This is a genomic window from Sulfurimonas sp. ST-25, assembly GCF_048079205.1.
In the GTDB taxonomy this organism is placed as follows: domain Bacteria; phylum Campylobacterota; class Campylobacteria; order Campylobacterales; family Sulfurimonadaceae; genus Thiomicrolovo; species Thiomicrolovo sulfuroxydans.
Genome location: NZ_CP182225.1, coordinates 1,447,761 through 1,462,362 on the forward strand (window position 1 = coordinate 1,447,761; position 14,602 = coordinate 1,462,362).

At 59.6% G+C, this 14,602-nt stretch carries 15 protein-coding genes; 2 read left to right on the forward strand and 13 right to left on the reverse strand.

Going from position 1 to position 14,602, the window contains the following annotated elements:
* Window positions 1–4: 4 nt before the first annotated feature.
* The 6 genes from ACM66T_RS07375 to ACM66T_RS07400 all read right to left on the reverse strand — a co-directional run bounded on the left by ACM66T_RS07375 (window position 5) and on the right by ACM66T_RS07400 (window position 5,423).
* Entirely contained in the window at window positions 5–538 is a 534-nt protein-coding gene (locus tag ACM66T_RS07375; RefSeq protein ID WP_231018192.1) for an arylesterase, read from the reverse strand.
* Window positions 539–627: 89 nt separating this feature from the next.
* Window positions 628–1,650: a tRNA 2-thiouridine(34) synthase MnmA gene (gene mnmA, locus ACM66T_RS07380; protein ID WP_231018193.1), complete on the reverse strand. Its 1,023-nt coding sequence runs from the start codon at window positions 1,648–1,650 to the stop codon at window positions 628–630.
* A gap of 71 nt (window positions 1,651–1,721) precedes the next feature.
* A complete protein-coding gene (locus tag ACM66T_RS07385) occupies window positions 1,722–2,990 on the reverse strand; it encodes an ArsS family sensor histidine kinase (protein WP_231018194.1) in 1,269 nt (422 codons plus the stop codon).
* A complete protein-coding gene (locus ACM66T_RS07390; RefSeq protein ID WP_416768221.1) occupies window positions 2,977–3,657 on the reverse strand; it encodes a response regulator transcription factor in 681 nt (226 codons plus the stop codon). The genes ACM66T_RS07385 and ACM66T_RS07390 overlap by 14 nt, the downstream gene beginning before the upstream one ends.
* Window positions 3,658–3,708: 51 nt before the next feature.
* The gene (locus ACM66T_RS07395; protein ID WP_231018196.1) at window positions 3,709–4,494 is read right to left on the reverse strand and encodes a TIGR00730 family Rossman fold protein; all 786 of its coding nucleotides are present in this window, start codon (window positions 4,492–4,494) and stop codon (window positions 3,709–3,711) included.
* Window positions 4,495–4,496: 2 nt separating this feature from the next.
* Complete coding sequence (locus tag ACM66T_RS07400; protein ID WP_231018197.1) at window positions 4,497–5,423, reverse strand: 5'-nucleotidase; 927 nt, start codon at window positions 5,421–5,423, stop codon at window positions 4,497–4,499.
* Between the two features lie 102 nt (window positions 5,424–5,525).
* Here ACM66T_RS07400 and fbaA point away from each other — a divergent pair, with 102 nt between their 5' ends.
* The gene (fbaA, locus tag ACM66T_RS07405; protein ID WP_231018198.1) at window positions 5,526–6,605 is read left to right on the forward strand and encodes a class II fructose-bisphosphate aldolase; all 1,080 of its coding nucleotides are present in this window, start codon (window positions 5,526–5,528) and stop codon (window positions 6,603–6,605) included.
* On the opposite strand, the gene ACM66T_RS07410 is transcribed toward fbaA, so the two are convergent.
* From ACM66T_RS07410 to ACM66T_RS07420, 3 genes are all read right to left on the reverse strand, one after another.
* Entirely contained in the window at window positions 6,602–7,477 is an 876-nt protein-coding gene (locus ACM66T_RS07410; RefSeq protein ID WP_416768223.1) for a pyridoxal-phosphate dependent enzyme, read from the reverse strand. The genes fbaA and ACM66T_RS07410 overlap by 4 nt on opposite strands.
* Window position 7,478: 1 nt before the next feature.
* Entirely contained in the window at window positions 7,479–8,318 is an 840-nt protein-coding gene (locus tag ACM66T_RS07415) for a peptidylprolyl isomerase (RefSeq protein ID WP_231018200.1), read from the reverse strand.
* Window positions 8,319–8,394: 76 nt separating this feature from the next.
* Complete coding sequence (locus tag ACM66T_RS07420) at window positions 8,395–10,335, reverse strand: response regulator (protein ID WP_231018202.1); 1,941 nt, start codon at window positions 10,333–10,335, stop codon at window positions 8,395–8,397.
* Window positions 10,336–10,464: 129 nt separating this feature from the next.
* Here ACM66T_RS07420 and nth point away from each other — a divergent pair, with 129 nt between their 5' ends.
* A complete protein-coding gene (nth, locus tag ACM66T_RS07425; RefSeq protein ID WP_231018203.1) occupies window positions 10,465–11,121 on the forward strand; it encodes an endonuclease III in 657 nt (218 codons plus the stop codon).
* 74 nt (window positions 11,122–11,195) lie between these two features.
* Here nth and ACM66T_RS07430 read toward each other — a convergent pair whose 3' ends face one another.
* The 4 genes from ACM66T_RS07430 to ACM66T_RS07445 are packed head-to-tail and all read right to left on the reverse strand — an operon-like array spanning window position 11,196 to window position 14,552.
* Window positions 11,196–12,455, reverse strand: a complete 1,260-nt coding sequence (locus tag ACM66T_RS07430; protein WP_231018205.1) for a M20/M25/M40 family metallo-hydrolase — start codon at window positions 12,453–12,455, stop codon at window positions 11,196–11,198.
* A gap of 8 nt (window positions 12,456–12,463) precedes the next feature.
* Window positions 12,464–13,174 carry a carboxy-S-adenosyl-L-methionine synthase CmoA gene (cmoA, locus tag ACM66T_RS07435; protein WP_231018206.1) on the reverse strand — a complete coding sequence of 237 codons (711 nt, stop codon included), beginning with the start codon at window positions 13,172–13,174 and terminating at the stop codon, window positions 12,464–12,466.
* Entirely contained in the window at window positions 13,174–13,518 is a 345-nt protein-coding gene (locus ACM66T_RS07440; RefSeq protein WP_416768225.1) for a TraR/DksA family transcriptional regulator, read from the reverse strand. Before ACM66T_RS07440 ends, cmoA begins: the two co-directional genes overlap by 1 nt.
* Window positions 13,515–14,552 (reverse strand): bifunctional 3,4-dihydroxy-2-butanone 4-phosphate synthase/GTP cyclohydrolase II, encoded by a 1,038-nt coding sequence (locus ACM66T_RS07445; RefSeq protein ID WP_416768226.1) that lies wholly within the window; start codon window positions 14,550–14,552, stop codon window positions 13,515–13,517. Before ACM66T_RS07445 ends, ACM66T_RS07440 begins: the two co-directional genes overlap by 4 nt.
* Between the last annotated feature and the right edge of the window lie 50 nt (window positions 14,553–14,602).

The following is a 14,602-nucleotide window of genomic DNA, read 5'->3' on the forward strand; positions in this document are numbered from 1 at the left end:
AGGGCTATTCGGTATATCCCAGGGAGCGCAGTCGTTCCGTGAGCCCTTCAGCGATGACACGGTACCCCGCCGCGTTGGGGTGAACATAATCTGCTCTAAGTGCCCGGTCTTCCAGGACATCCGGCAGGAGTGAAGGCATATAGGGTATGCCCTCCTCCTCGGCGATCTCCTTGTACAGCGGCAGCGACGTCATACCGAAAACCCCGAACGTCGGAACGCCGATCAATACAATATCGACCCCTTTCGCTTTTGCCATCTGTACAATGCGCTTGAGGTTTGCTTTCAGACGGCGCTTCGAACGCTGCTGCAAGATATCGTTCCCGCCCAGACAGAGCAGCATCAGCCGGATCGTGTCGTCTTCAAGCACGCCGGGAAGGCGCGCCAGCCCCTCCGCTGTCGTCTCGCCGTTCACGCCGGCATTGGTCACCGGGAATTCGGTCAGCGTCTGCAGCACGGCAGGATAGCTTTCATGGGCCGCTGCACCGTAACCGTGGGTGATGCTGTCGCCGAATGCGAGAATCGTGTCGCCTGTTTGCAAGGGGGTAACCTCTGGAACCGATTTCATAAGATAGATTGCTGTCAGGAACAGCAGAAGAAGAAGAGAAGCAAAGGCTTTGAGCATCGATGTTACTCGATCCAGCCCCCGCCGATCAGCTTGTCGCCGTCATAGAAGACGGCCGCCTGTCCGGCCGCGACGCCCAGGACAGGCTCCTGCAGCTTGATCTGCGCCTTCTCCCCTTCGATCGTGACGTGGCACGGCACGGCTTTCGTGCGGTAGCGCAGCTTCACCGTCGTATCGAATTCGCTGCGCTCGTCGAAGAGGTTGATGTTGCCGATGGTGACATCCCATATCTCCAGATCCTCTTTCTTGCCGACGACGATCTGGTTCGTCTCGGGCTTGATCTCGAGAACAAAGTGGGGTTCATGGGCGCCATGGACGGTGAACCCCTTGCGCTTGCCGATGGTATAGTGCATGTACCCTTTATGCTCTCCGACAACGTTGCCCTCACTGTCAAGCACCTCGCCGGGCTGGTCGATGTTCACGTAATCCTTGAGCACGTCCGCATAGGTCGTCTCGACGAAGCAGATCTCGCTCGACTCCGCCTGTGACGCAAAGGACTCCAGCCCCTGCACAGAGGCAGCGTAGGCTTTGATATCCGTCTTTTTGCGCTCGCCCAGCGGGAAAATGAGACGCGGCACGATCTTTTTGTCGATATAGAAAAGAAAATAGCTCTGGTCTTTGGTATCGTCCTCTGCCTGGTAGAGGAAGTGACCGTCGGTCTTGATGTAGTGCCCCGTCGCCAGGAAATCGGCCCCTACTTCGTCGGCGAAATCCGCCAGGGCGCCGAACTTCATCGTCCGATTGCACAGGGCGCATGGGTTCGGCGTGCGGCCTGCTTTGTAGGTCTCGACAAAGGGGGTAAACACGTTTTGGTTGAACTGTTTCTGCAGATCGAGGACATGCAGCTTCACCCCGGCGAAATCCGCGGCTTTCTGGGCGCGGGCCTGGTGGATCTCATGGTATCCCGGTTTCGAGTGCAGCTTCATGTACACCCCTTCGACCTCGTAGCCCTGTTCTTTGAGCAGCATCGTCGTCACCGTCGAGTCCACCCCGCCGCTCATCCCGATAAGCACTTTTTTCTTTTCCATTACCCTTCCAGCATTTTTTCGCAATTGTAACAGCAATGTGATAATTAAACCTAATATTTTCTTCCCAAACGCTACGTTTCAGGCAACCGCGCCGCCCGGGGGGCATTATCAAAACAGATCTTGAAGACGTGTTGCCCTCCTTCGTACGCGTAGCGCAGCGCATAGCTGTGGCGCGTCACGATCTCGTTGACGATATAAAGCCCCAGCCCCATCCCCTCAAGGGAGTGCTGGGAGAGATCGCGCTGGTATGCCTTGAGGTAGTGGGTATACTCCTCCTTGAACGGCTCCCCGGCATTGGCAATACGGAGGCAATTTTCCGAGAAGGCGATGGACACCGGCCGGTGTGAAGCGTACTTTTCCGCGTTATCAATCAGGTTTTTGAGCGCATAGGCAAAGAGGTCGAAATCCACCATGATCTTCTCGTTGCCGACGGTAATCTCCAACTCCGAACGCGGCACGTCCAACAGGTCGATCGCCTGGTCCAAAACGTCGATACAGGCGTAGGAGCGGATGTCAAGCTGCAGGTGGCGCGCCGTCAGCGACTCCACCCTCGCCAGGTCGCTCAGGTGTCCCTGCATCTGTTCGAAAAGCGCTTCGAGGATCGCCTTGTCCTTCGGATTGATCTCCAACAGGTGCGCCAGCAGTTTCCCTTTGCTAATAGGGGTTTTGAGCTCATGCATGACGTTGCGCAGGAAAAGCGAGCGGCTGCGCTGCAGGGCTTCGATTTTCTGGACGCTGTCGTGGAAGGCGTTGGCTACCTGCGCCACCTCGTCGCTCCCCTCGACCTTCGTGTCGATCCCCTTCTCCCCGTCGGCGAAACGGAGGATCTGGCGGTGCAGGTTCTGCAGCGGTTCGATGGAACCCGACATGTAGCGGTAGAGCAAGATCACCGTCGCCAGGACGAGTGCGGCGGCGATGAGAATATAGAGCATGTAGGGCGTCATTTCCTTGTCGCTGCGGTAGTAATACATGTCGTGCATTTTGTAGGCGTAATAGCAGTGCATGTCATAGACAAAAATCTCGATGTTCCCCGACTGGAAGGTCCGCCGCAAGAGCGGGTCTTCAATGAAGGGTTTGCCCTCTTCGCGGATGCGTTTCATCACCTCCCCGCCGACGGGGGTGAGCTTATGCTCTTTGAGGTAACGCGCAAACGCTTCGGGCGTCGGCTTGGTCATAAAAAGCAGGTCGTAGAGCATGACGGCGCGCTGGATCTCGTTGCGTTTGTCGAGCTGGATGGAGAGGTAGAGCGCCATCAGCGTCGCGGCAATCAGCAGCAGGGCCGTAATGGCGCCGACAAGGCGGGCGGCGAAGATGATCGAACGGGGGTTAATGTTCGTCAAACCGGTACCCTATGCCGCGCACGGTCTGAATGAAGGTGTCAAAGTGTTCCGGGTCGAGCTTTTTGCGGATGCGCCCGACGAGGATATTGATGCTCTCGACCCCGCTGTCAAAACGGTGCGACTCGATGCTGTTGGCGATATCGGCGCGGGAGATGGTACGGTTGGGGTGCTTCAGCATCAGTTTCAGGATCTCGTACTCCGCCAGGGTCAGCTTCAGGGGCGTGCCGTCGAAATAGATCAGCGTCCCCTCTTCGTCGATCCGGAAACGGCTCTGCGGCTCCTCCGCTTCCGTCTCGCTCCGTCCCCGGCGACGCAGCACGGTCTTGATCCTCGCCATCAGTTCGCGGGGATCGTAGGGCTTGGGCAGATAGTCGTCCGCCCCGTTTTCCAGTCCCGTCAGTTTGTCGTCGAGGTCCGTACGCGCGCTGGAGATGATAATGGGGACATCGGAGCGTTCGCGGATCTTGCGGCAGAGCATCAGCCCGTCCATTTCCGGCAGGGAAAGGTCGAGCACCACGAGATCGAACGGTTCTGCATCCAGCGCTTTCATCGCCTGGGAGGGACGCGTCACGTGTGCAACCGTCATCCCCTCCTGGCGCAGAAACCGCCCCAGCAGTTCCGCCATCTGGACGTCGTCTTCGATCAGTAGCAAGCGGGTCGCTTCCACGGGCCATCCTTTCACTCTCATCCAGCATACCCGTTCATCAAAAACGCTTCATTAACGCAGCAGCGTATCGTGATCCTCGCCGAAGCCGCGCTCCTCGAAGAACTGCTGCAGCTTCTTGTAGTAGGGGGTGTCGGCCAGGCCGCTTGCCCTGAGCGACCCCAGCTGCACATCAAGCGATTCGCGGATCTCCTGGACGACCAGATCCACGTCATCCGTCAGCGTCAGCTTCGCCAGATCCTCCTCGTCGATCATCCCCTCGGCGAGCAGCGAGCTTCGCATAAACGCCAGCAGCGGGGCGTAAAAGGCCTCTCCCATCAAAAAGACGCAGACCCCGTCGACCTTCTTGGTCTGAATCAGCGTCAACGCCTCGAAGAGCTCATCGAGGGTGCCGAACCCGCCGGGCATGATGACGTAGGCCGTGGAGTATTTGACGAGCATCACCTTCCGGGAGAAGAAGTAGTCGAAATTCTCCTCCTTGGTCGTATAGGGGTTGGGACGCTGCTCCATCGGGAGTTCGATGTTCAGCCCGACCGATTCGACCCCCGCTTCCCGGTATTCGTAGGCCCCGCGGTTGGCCGCTTCCATGATGCCAGGGCCGCCGCCGCTGATGACGTTGAAACCCGAGGCGGCCAGCTTGCCGGAGAGTTCGACGGTCTTGGCGTACCAGGGGTGCGTTTCGTCCACGCGGGCACTGCCGAAGATCGTCACAGCCGGGCCGAGATCGCCCAGTTCGTCGAACCCCTTGACAAAGTCGGCCAGGATCTTGAATACCGACCAGACGTCGGAGGACTTGATGTCTTTGACATAGCGCTGCTCTATCTTCTGCTCCGATGCCATACCTATTTCTCCTCGGGGATAAGCGTCCGGATCGGCGAATCGCTTTTGTAAGGGACCTTGCCCGAGGGCACGACCCGCGACGCCCCGTCGAGATGGACCTCCTGGTCGTCGAAGAAGATGTGGGCCCCGTACGCTTCGAGGATCGCCTCCTTGCCCAGCCCTCCCAGGAAAAAAGCCTCGTCGACATGCACGCCCCAGCGCCGCAGGGTCTGGATGACCCGTTCGTGGGCCGGCGAGTTGCGCGCCGTGACAATGGCGATGCGCACCGGCGACGGTGCCGGGGCGAAGTGGCGCTGCAGGTAGGAAAGGGTGATCAGCAGCTTCGCGAAGGGTCCCGCTTCCAGGGGCTCGTCCGCGTGCGCCTTCTCGTGCGCCCAAAACGCCTCGATGCCGTCGCGTTTGTAGATCAGTTCGCTCGCCTCGGAAAAGAGGACCGCGTCGGCATCGAAAGCGATGCGGATCTGGTCGTCATGGTGTCCGGCGCTCTGCGGCGGCGCGTAGAGCGCGGCGGCGGCCACCCCGCCGTCAACGGCCTGCTGGACGTCCTCTTCGGACTTGGAGAGGAACAGGTCGACTTTGAAGGAGTCCAGGTAGGGCGAGAGCGACGTCCCGCCGCTGAACGCCGCCCGCGTGATGGGCAGCCCGTAATGTTCGACGGAGTTGAAGACGCGCAGTCCCGTATCGGGGGAGTTGCGCGACATGACGATCACCTCGACGACCTGCTTCCCCGCCTTCACGTTGAGACCCAGCAGGGCCTCAACGAGGGGGAACGCCGTCCCCTTTTCAAGGGGGACTTTCTCGTGTTCAAGCTGGTAGGCGCGGTACGCCTCGAGTCCCTCCTCCTCGAAAATGCGGTTGGAGGCCTCGAGGTCGAAGAGCGCCCGCGAGGAGATGCCGATCACCAAAACCGAAGAGAGATCAAATGCCATGACATGCAACCTTCGCGTAATAAATACGCACGTATTTAACGGTTATCATAGCGAAAAGCGCTATAATCCGCATTAGAAATTTTCTGCCCCAAGGATCTTTTTATGGCACAAGGTATTCTCGATCTGGTCAAACCCGGCGTCCTCTTCGGAGACGACGTTCAGAAGGTGTTCGCAGCGGCGAAAGCGGGCGAATTCGCCCTTCCGGCGGTCAACGTCGTCAACGTGGAGTCCATTAACGGCGTCCTGGAAGCGGCGGCGAAGGTCAACTCCCCCGTCATCATCCAGTTCTCCAACGGCGGCGGCCAGTTCTATGCGGGCAAAGGGCTCTCCAACGACGGCGAAAAGGCCGCCATCGCCGGAACGATCAGCGGGGCGCAGCATGTCCATATGATGGCCGAGCTTTACGGCGTGCCGGTCATCCTGCACACCGACCACGCTGCGCGCAAGCTCCTGCCGTGGATCGACGCGCTGCTCGAGGCCGGCGAAGTGCACTTCGACCGCACGGGCAAACCGCTGTTCAGCTCCCACATGCTCGACCTCTCCGAAGAGAGCCTTGAAGAGAACGTCGCCACCTGTGCCGAGTACCTGGCGCGTATGGACAAGATCGGGATGACCATCGAGATCGAACTGGGCGTCACCGGCGGCGAAGAGGACGGTGTCGACAATACCAACATCGACAACGCCCTGCTCTATACCCAGCCTGAAGACGTCGCCTACGCCTACGAGATCCTCAGCAAGATCAGCCCGCGCTTTACCGTCGCGGCCTCCTTCGGGAACGTTCACGGCGTCTACAAACCCGGCAACGTCGTGCTGACGCCGAAAATCCTGGACAACTCGCAGAAATACATCGCCGAGAAGTTCGGTACGGCTGAAAAACCGGTCAACTTCGTCTTCCACGGCGGCTCCGGCTCCGCCCCCGAAGAGATCACCGAAGCGCTTGGCTACGGCGTCATCAAGATGAACATCGATACGGATACGCAGTGGGCGACCTGGGACGGGGTCAGAGGCTATGTCGCGAAGTACCACGACTACCTGCAGGGCCAGATCGGCAACCCCGAGGGCGAGGACAAGCCGAACAAGAAATACTACGACCCGCGCAAATGGCTCCGCGCCGGTCAGGAGAGCCTCGTCGCGCGCGTCGAGCAGGCCTTCGCCGACCTCAACGCCATGAACCGCAACTAAGTGCGCCGCGCGTAGCGCGCGAGCATCGTCTCGTTGCCGCTGACGCCGCCCGAGTGCACATACAGCACATCCCCCTCCAGATCATCCCATGCTTCCATCAACGCCAGCCACATTACCGGGGCATAGATCAGATCGAAGGTTACGCCCGCCGCTTTCAGTTTTTCATACGTCTGTAGCAGCGCCGCATCCAAGCTGCCGAAACGGTAGGGCGTGGCGAGGATCAGCAGGTTCGGCGGCAGCGGCATCAACGCTTCGATCTGCCGCTGCAGGTATGCGGGATCGCCCACCGCCGCCACGGTGACCACGCGGCATTCGGGCAGAGCTTTTGCCAGGTAAGCCGCCGTCGTCCCCGTGCCCGAAGGCGTCACGACATTGAGACGTTCAATGCCCCTTGTCTTTTGCCACGCCCTGATCTCTTCGGCCAGAGCCCTCACCCCCTCCTCCGCGGCCGGGTCGGCCCCGCCCTGGGGGATTAGCCGCGTACGTTCCTGCTTTGCGCAGCGCTGTTTCAGCGCCTCTACCGCCGCATCGTACACGGTCGGATGCACCTCTTGCAGCGCCATCCCCTGCGCCAGGGCATGTTTGTAGTTCCCCTGCGGCTCCGCACTCAGATGGTGCGGTGCCCTCTTCGCGGTGTATTCGAACCGCCACCCTTTCAGACGGCAGAGCGCGGCGATGGAGAGCATGGCGTTGGACTGGATGCCGCCGTAGGAGACCAGCGTATCGATTGCTTTGGAAGGAATCTGCAGCAGGGCGTAAAGTTTTCGGTATTTATTGCCGCTGAAAAGGGGGTGGATCAGGTCGTCGCGTTTGAGGGTGAGCTCCCGCTCTTCAAACCGGAAGGGTTCGAAAGGTGCGGGTGAAAGGTGCAAATTATTTGCTGTAGGTGATTTTTGCAGCGTTTTTGAGCGCTTTGGTCTTCGCTTCCATCTCTTTTTGGAATTTCTCCTGCTTCAGGCGCTGTTCGATGAACGGTTTTGCTTCGTCGAGTGTCGCTTTCTTGCCGGCCTGCTTCTCTTCGAGATAGATGACGTGGTAACCGAACTGGGTCTTGACCGGTTCCGGCGTGATCGTTCCGACTTTCATGCTGAAGACGGCGTCGTTGAACTCCGGTACCATCTGTCCCTGCTGGAAGAAGCCGAGATCGCCGCCCTTCGGACCGCTCGGGCCTGTCGATTTCGCTTTGGCGTCTTCGATGAACTTCTCTTTGAGCTTGTCGCCCTTGAGGCTCTTCATCCCGCTGATGATCTTCTTCGCTTCGTCTTCCGTTTTCACAAGGATGTGGCGCGCATGGACTTTCTCTTTCTGCTCGAACTCGTCGCCGTGGCCATCATAGTAGGCTTTGATCTCTTTGTCGCTGACTTGGATGCCATCGAGCAGATTCTCCTGCCAGACTTTCGCCGCGAGCTGCTTCTCGATGCGCGCGACGATATCGTCATACTCTTTTTTATATTTTGCGGATTCGAGGACACCCTCTTTCTTGGCTTCTTCGTAGACGAGCTCCTGCATGACGAGGCCCTCGACGACGCGCTGCTGCAGTTCATCCTGCTTCTCTTTCGGCAGTGAGGTAAAACGACCCTGCGTTCCTTCCATCAGAACCGCATTCACTTCCTCGGATGTGATCGTTTTACCGTTGACCGTTGCCAACACTGCCGCAGAGGCGCTTACGCTGATCAGCGCCGCCGCCATCAATGATTTGATGATAAGCTTCATTCATTCACCTTTGTTTAATGTGAAAGTATTGTATTTATGAATATTAAACAGACACCCAACGGCCGGGGCGGCCGCATTAGGAGAGGGCGGGTTTGCTCAGATAGCGTTCGAGAATTCCCTCGAGTTTTTCGCGCCCCAGGGGTTTGGCGAGGTAGTCGTCCAGCCCCTCGGCGAGGATGCGTTCGCGGTCCCCTTCCATCACGAGGGCCGTCAGTGCGACGATGGGTGCGGGGTGCTCGCGGAAGAGCGGAAGCTTGCGGATCTCCTGCGTCGCCGCGATCCCGTCCTTGACCGGCATATCGATATCCATGAAGATCACGTCAAAAGGGAATTTGCGGCAGAGCTCCACCGCATCAGAGCCGTTCGAAGCGGTCGTGACAGAGAGGTTGTACTCTTCAAGCAGCAGCTTTGTCAGGCGCTGATTGATGATGTTGTCCTCGACGACCAGCGCTTTGACCTTGCGCTCTGAGCCCTGCGGCTTCTCGACCGCCTTGACCGGCAGCTGCAGCACCTGGGTAAGGTGTTTCGAAATCCGGGAAGGAAGCAGCGGTTTTTTGAGGGTGTAATCGACCACCTGGCGCACCCGTTCCGGCAGCTCCTCGTCCTCGTCGATGAGCATGACGAAACGGCACGGATGCGACTCGAAGGCCCCCAGCTGCATCAGCCAGCCGGAGTTCTCCTTGGGGGCGACGATATAGAGGATATCCGTCTCGCCGCAGTCGACGTGCTCGGTGTAATGCACCTTCGTCACCGAGAGCCCGAAAGACTGCAGGTAGCGGCTGAGCAGGTTGCCGTCGAAAAGACGGTCGTCGTCAAAGAGCAGCACCTTCGCGCTGTGGTCGCGGATGGGGTCGAAGCTGGTCACGGTCGTGCCCGTCACGTCGAGGTTGAAGGAGAAGTGCGAACCGCGCCCCGCCTCGGACGTGACGTCGAGCCAGGTGCCCATCATCTGCAGCAGTCCCTCGGTGAGGGTCAGCCCGACGCCCAGACGGTTGTCCGAATGGCCGCCGGTCTCGAACGGTTTGGTGATCGAAGCCAGCCGCTCCGGCTGGATGCCGACGCCCGTATCCTTGACGCTGACGTGGAGGGTATAGAGGTCGTTCGCATGCTTTTTGAGCACGCGGATGTCGACATGAACCCGCCCGCCCGCTTCGGTGAACTTGACCGCGTTGTCCACCAGCAGGGAGATCACCTGGCGGAATTTGCGCGGATCGGCCTCGATATAGGTCGGCATGGCCGGGTCGATAAAGACGTAAAGCCCGATACCGCGCTGGCGCGCCTCGTACTCGTAGTGCTTGAAGAGCGCTTCGAGTTCCCCCATCGGTTTGAACTCGGTCACCTCCAGGCTCAGACGGCCCGTCTGCATCTGCGCGAGGTCCAGCAGGGACTCAATGTTGTTCATCATATACTGCGAAGAGCGTTCGATCATCTCGATGTAGTCGCGCTGGGTCGCCGAGGGGTGGGAAGATTTCAGCAGCTCGACAAAGCCCATAATGCCGTTCATCGGCGTGCGGAATTCATGGGAGATATTGTGCAGAAACTGCTGCTTTGCCGTCTCCGCGCGCTCGCGCTCCTGGCGCGCCCGCTCCTGCTCGGTCACGTCCGTCATCTCCAGGAACGACAGACCGTTCAGGCCGCTTTTGAAGACCCTGCTGCGCAGCGCGAAGACCTTTATCTGGCCGTTGGGGAGCTTCATGTGGACCTGCGGCGGCTTCTCCGCTTCGCGCTCCAGCTGCCGGAGCCACTGCTCGTCGGTCTCGGCAAAGATCTCGTAGTTCGGATCGTTAAAGAAGTCCGCGATCCGGTCGTACTCCGCGCGGAACTCCTCCATATTCTTGAAACCGAAGGTGTTGTAAAAGGCGAGGTTTGCCCCCACCCATCCCTTTGCCGGGCTGAAGAACATTACCGTGGCGCTCTGCGCATCAAGGTAACTGAACAGCAGCGACTTGCTGATGTAGTCGTCGGGGAGGTCTCCCGCATCCGTGCGCTTCCCGAAAAGCCAGCTAATCAATCCCATCGGGCGCTCCTTTCACAATCTTTCACAATGTTAAGTTTCATAGTGTAGCCAGCCCAAGCTTTTACATTTATTACACTTATATCAAAATTTCAAACGCGTAATCCGGTGCGCTTTGCTACAATGCCACCCATGAAAAAAGTGAAAAAAGCCACCAAAGTAGAGATCGAAGCCATTAAGGCGGCCCTGATGGAGCGCTACAGCGAGGCCGTTACGGAGCTGGACTACCGCAACGCCTACGAACTCGTTATCGCCGTCGCCCTCTCGGCGCAGTGCACGGACAAGCGGGTCAACCTGATCACCCCCGCGCTTTTCGAAAAGTACCCCGACCCCGCAGCCTTGGCTGCCGCCGATGTCGACGACGTGAAAGCGATCATCCGCAGCTGTTCCTTCTTTAACAACAAAGCCGTCAATATCGTGAAAATGGCGCAGCGGGTCATGGAGGTCTACGGGGGCGAGATCCCGATGAACGAAAAGGATCTTGTCACCCTCGCGGGCGTCGGGCAGAAGACGGCCCACGTCGTCATGATCGAGTACACGGGGGCAAATCTGATGGCCGTCGACACCCACGTCTTCCGCGTCGCCCACCGCCTGGGGCTCAGCGACGACGAAACGGCGCTGAAAACCGAAGAGACCCTGGTCAAGAAGTTCAAGACGGACCTGCACGCCCTGCACCAGGGGATGGTCCTGTTCGGCCGCTACATCTGCACGGCAAAAAACCCCAAATGCGAGACGGAGTGTTTCTTGCAGGAGTACTGCAAAAGTACCGAAGGGTTCAAAGCCCGCTGAGGGCTTTTTCAATCGCAGATATTCAGCACGGTGTTGTCAGGAGGCGTTGCGCATGCGCGCCTGCTACCCGCTGCCTATTCCCCGATATCCGCCAGAACCTTTTTGACGACCGCGAAAACACGCTCGACGCTCCCGAGGTCGACACGCTCGCGGGTGGAGTGCGGATGGGTAATCGTCGGACCGACGGAGGCCATCTGCATCAGCGGGAAATGCGTCTTGATGATGCCGCACTCCAGCCCGGCGTGGATCCCGCCGATGCTTACCTCTGCACCCAGGTGCGCTTCGTAGGCCCCTTTCACCCGGTCTATGAAACCCTCCTGCTCCGGCTCCCACGGGGCGTAGAACCCCTCACTCTGCACCGACGCGCCGAACGCTTCGAAGTAGGCCGTTGTCTCCGCTTCGATGCGGCGCAGATCCGCTTCGATCATCGAGCGGGCACTGAGCTTGATCGTGATCGCGGTGTCGCTCGTCGCAATCTCGGCAAGATTGATGCTGGTACGCACCAGCCCCAGCCCCGTATCATAGTCACGCACACCGTGGGCGAAGGCATGCAGCATCGGCAGCGGCGAGCGGTCGATGACGGAGCAGCGCTGTTTCCCTAATGGACGAAGCGCCGCATCCTCCACGGGCGCTTCAAATGCGACCGTGGCCACGGCGCGCCTGGGCACGGCGTTTCGGCGCTCGCCCCCTTCGACGGAGACGACCATCGCCTCCAGACCGTACAGCGTTGCCGAAAGCTCCTTGATGGCATTGGGGAGGTGCTTGTCGATGTCGACACCCGAATGACCGCCGGGGAACCCCTCGGCCACCGCTTCGTAACACTCCAGCTCCCTTAGGTTGCGTGTCAGCGGCAGGGTCACGTTGAGGTCCACCCCGCCCGCACAGCCGACAGTAATCTCCCCCTCCTCTTCGCTGTCAAGGTTGAGCAGGTAGGGGGTCTTGAGGGGGACGGCGAGCTCACGTGCCCCGACCAGGCCCGTCTCTTCGTCGGAAGTGAAGAGGCAGTCGACAGCCTGCCCCTCTTCCATCAGGGCAAGCATCATCGCCATCCCCATGCCGTTGTCCGCACCGAGGGTAGACTCCGTCGCGTACAGCCATCCCGCTTCCTCGTAGAGTTCAAGGGAGGGCGCCTTGCCGATGCAGACCATATCGTAATGTGCCTGCAGCGTCACCATCGCCTCCGGATGGCTGCAGAGCAGGTTCCCCGCGTCATCCGTATGCAGTGTATAGCCGTACGCCTCCGCCTTCTCGCGCAGGTAGGCGAGCATCTGCGCCGCATCGCAGCTGCAGTGCGGGATGGCGCAGAGCGCTTTGAAATGTTCGATGACGGTCATGGTCCCTCCTATTTTTTCAGCGCGATGAACGTCGCGAAATTGCCCCAGCGGAAGATCGTCTCGCAGTGGGCAAAGCCGCAGCGCGTCACCATCTCCCTGTTTTCCGCCTCGGTATAGGGGATGAGGACGTTCTCCAGCGCTTCGCGCTTCTGCATGATCTCGTACTCGCTGTACCCCTGCGCCTTTTTAAAGTCGTAATAGCCGTCGATCAGGAGCTTGTTGAGGCGCTTGTCCTCGCTGACGACCTTTTCGCTGAAGATGAAGACCCCGCCGGCCTTCAGCGTGTCGTAGACGCGCTGTACCAGCGTCTCGCGCACCGGCGGGCGGATGAACTGCAGCGTGTAGTTCGTGATGAAAACGTCGGCCGCCTCGTAGTCGAAGTTCATGATGTCAGCCTCTTCGAGCCTGATTTTCGAGCCGAAGACGGCGAGCTTTCGCCGTGCCTGTTCTAGCATGGAGGCCGCGTTGTCGATGCCGACGAGCTCGGCCCCCACTTTCAGCTCCCGCTCGATGCTCAGCAGCGTCGAGGCGGTGGAGCAGCCCAGGTCGTAGAGGCGCCCGCCCTCGGGAAGGTACGCCAGCGCGAAACGCTTTGTCAACGCCATCGCCTCCTCGTAAAAGGGGACGGAGCGCTTGAGCATGTCGTCGAAGACCGCGGCGATCTGCTCGTCGAACTCAAACTGCTTCTCGATCGGTTTGTTGAATACCTTGTCTTCCATCATTCCCCCCTCGCTTCGGCGCACGCCACACAGAGCGTCGCTTCGGGCATCAGCGCCAGTCTCCCCGGCGCGATCGGTTCGTCGCACGCTTCGCAGACCCCGAAATCCTCGGCGTCGATGTGCGACAGCGCGTACGCCAGACGGTTCCTGCGTTTCACAGCCGCCTCGTAGGCTTTAGCGGCGACCTCCTGCTCCCCCATCAGCTCCGCGCGCGTCAGCTCCCCCAGACAGCAGTCCGGGGCGATCGGCTCGAGCTGGGGTTCAAGCAGCGCGATCTCGTCGGCCGTCTTCGCCAGGGCCGCTTCAAGCGTCTGCCGCAGCGCCGCCTTCGCTTCCGGTGTCATTCATCGGCATCCAGGTGGATCACCTCGGCGACATCCAGGCCGAACCCGCCCAAACCGACGAAGGAAGGGGCATGGGCGTCGGTAATGAGACGCATATGCTTCACGCCCAGGGACTTGAGGATCTGCGCGCCGATGCCGTACTCTTTCATATTCCCGCCGGTCGCGTCGGGGTTGTTGATAAAGACCAGCACTCCGCTGTTTAGCTTGAGGTACTCGATGCTCTCGATCAGGCGGTTGTACTTGCACTGGTTGAGCAGCAGGTCGAGGTCGGGGATGACGTTGTGCACCTTGACGTTGGCCGTTTCGTTGACGTTGTAGAAGACGACGGCCGTATGGCGGTTGCCTTCGTGGTCTTCGAAATCGTGGCGCTTAGCTTTGACGCCGAAGAACTCTATGTCCGCCTCTTCCGTGCTGTGTACCAGGGTCTCGTTGGCCATGCGGTACTCGACGATGTCGGAGATGTAGACGACCTGCAGCGCATGCTTCTCGGCAAAGATGTCGAGGTCGTCGCGGCGCGCCATGGTGCCGTCCTCTTTCATCACTTCGCAGATGACGGCCGACTCGCTCAGCCCCGCGAGGCGGCAGAGGTCGACGGAACCTTCCGTATGCCCCGTGCGGACCAGGGTACCGCCCTCTTTAGCGATAAGCGGGAAGATGTGCCCCGGACGCGCCAGCTGTTCCGGGCGGCTGAGGGGATCAGCGAGGATGCGGATGGTAAGGTCGCGCTCCCCCGCGGAGATCCCCGTCGTGGCTTCCGTGGCGTCGACGGAAACGGTAAAGGCCGTTTCGTGCGCCGAGGTGTTGGAGGTGACCATCGGTGCCAGTTCCAGCCGCTTTGCCGTGGCTTCGGAAAGGGCCACACAGATGAGCCCTTTGGCGTGCGTCGCCATGAAGTTGACATGCTCGGGTGTCGAGAAGACCGATGCGTAGACGAGGTCCCCCTCGTTCTCCCTGTCCTCGTCATCCATCATGATGACCATTTCGCCGCGCTTGATCGCTTCTATCGCTTTTTTTACCCGTTCGATCGGTGTCATTTCTCTCCCTAACAATGCTCCGGTATCCATCGTTGTTTTGTGAATGCCGT

Excerpts from the sequence above, each read along its gene's own strand:
- mnmA (WP_231018193.1), bottom strand. The coding sequence starts at position 1,650 with ATGGAAAAGAAAAAAGTGCTTATCGGGATGAGCGGCGGGGTGGACTCG.
- ACM66T_RS07395 (WP_231018196.1), bottom strand. The coding sequence starts at position 4,494 with ATGGCATCGGAGCAGAAGATAGAGCAGCGCTATGTCAAAGACATCAAG.
- ACM66T_RS07400 (WP_231018197.1), bottom strand. The coding sequence starts at position 5,423 with ATGGCATTTGATCTCTCTTCGGTTTTGGTGATCGGCATCTCCTCGCGG.
- fbaA (WP_231018198.1), top strand. The coding sequence starts at position 5,526 with ATGGCACAAGGTATTCTCGATCTGGTCAAACCCGGCGTCCTCTTCGGA.
- ACM66T_RS07415 (WP_231018200.1), bottom strand. The coding sequence starts at position 8,318 with ATGAAGCTTATCATCAAATCATTGATGGCGGCGGCGCTGATCAGCGTA.
- ACM66T_RS07420 (WP_231018202.1), bottom strand. The coding sequence starts at position 10,335 with ATGGGATTGATTAGCTGGCTTTTCGGGAAGCGCACGGATGCGGGAGAC.
- nth (WP_231018203.1), top strand. The coding sequence starts at position 10,465 with ATGAAAAAAGTGAAAAAAGCCACCAAAGTAGAGATCGAAGCCATTAAG.
- ACM66T_RS07430 (WP_231018205.1), bottom strand. The coding sequence starts at position 12,455 with ATGACCGTCATCGAACATTTCAAAGCGCTCTGCGCCATCCCGCACTGC.
- cmoA (WP_231018206.1), bottom strand. The coding sequence starts at position 13,174 with ATGGAAGACAAGGTATTCAACAAACCGATCGAGAAGCAGTTTGAGTTC.
- ACM66T_RS07440 (WP_416768225.1), bottom strand. The coding sequence starts at position 13,518 with ATGACACCGGAAGCGAAGGCGGCGCTGCGGCAGACGCTTGAAGCGGCC.
- ACM66T_RS07445 (WP_416768226.1), bottom strand. The coding sequence starts at position 14,552 with ATGACACCGATCGAACGGGTAAAAAAAGCGATAGAAGCGATCAAGCGC.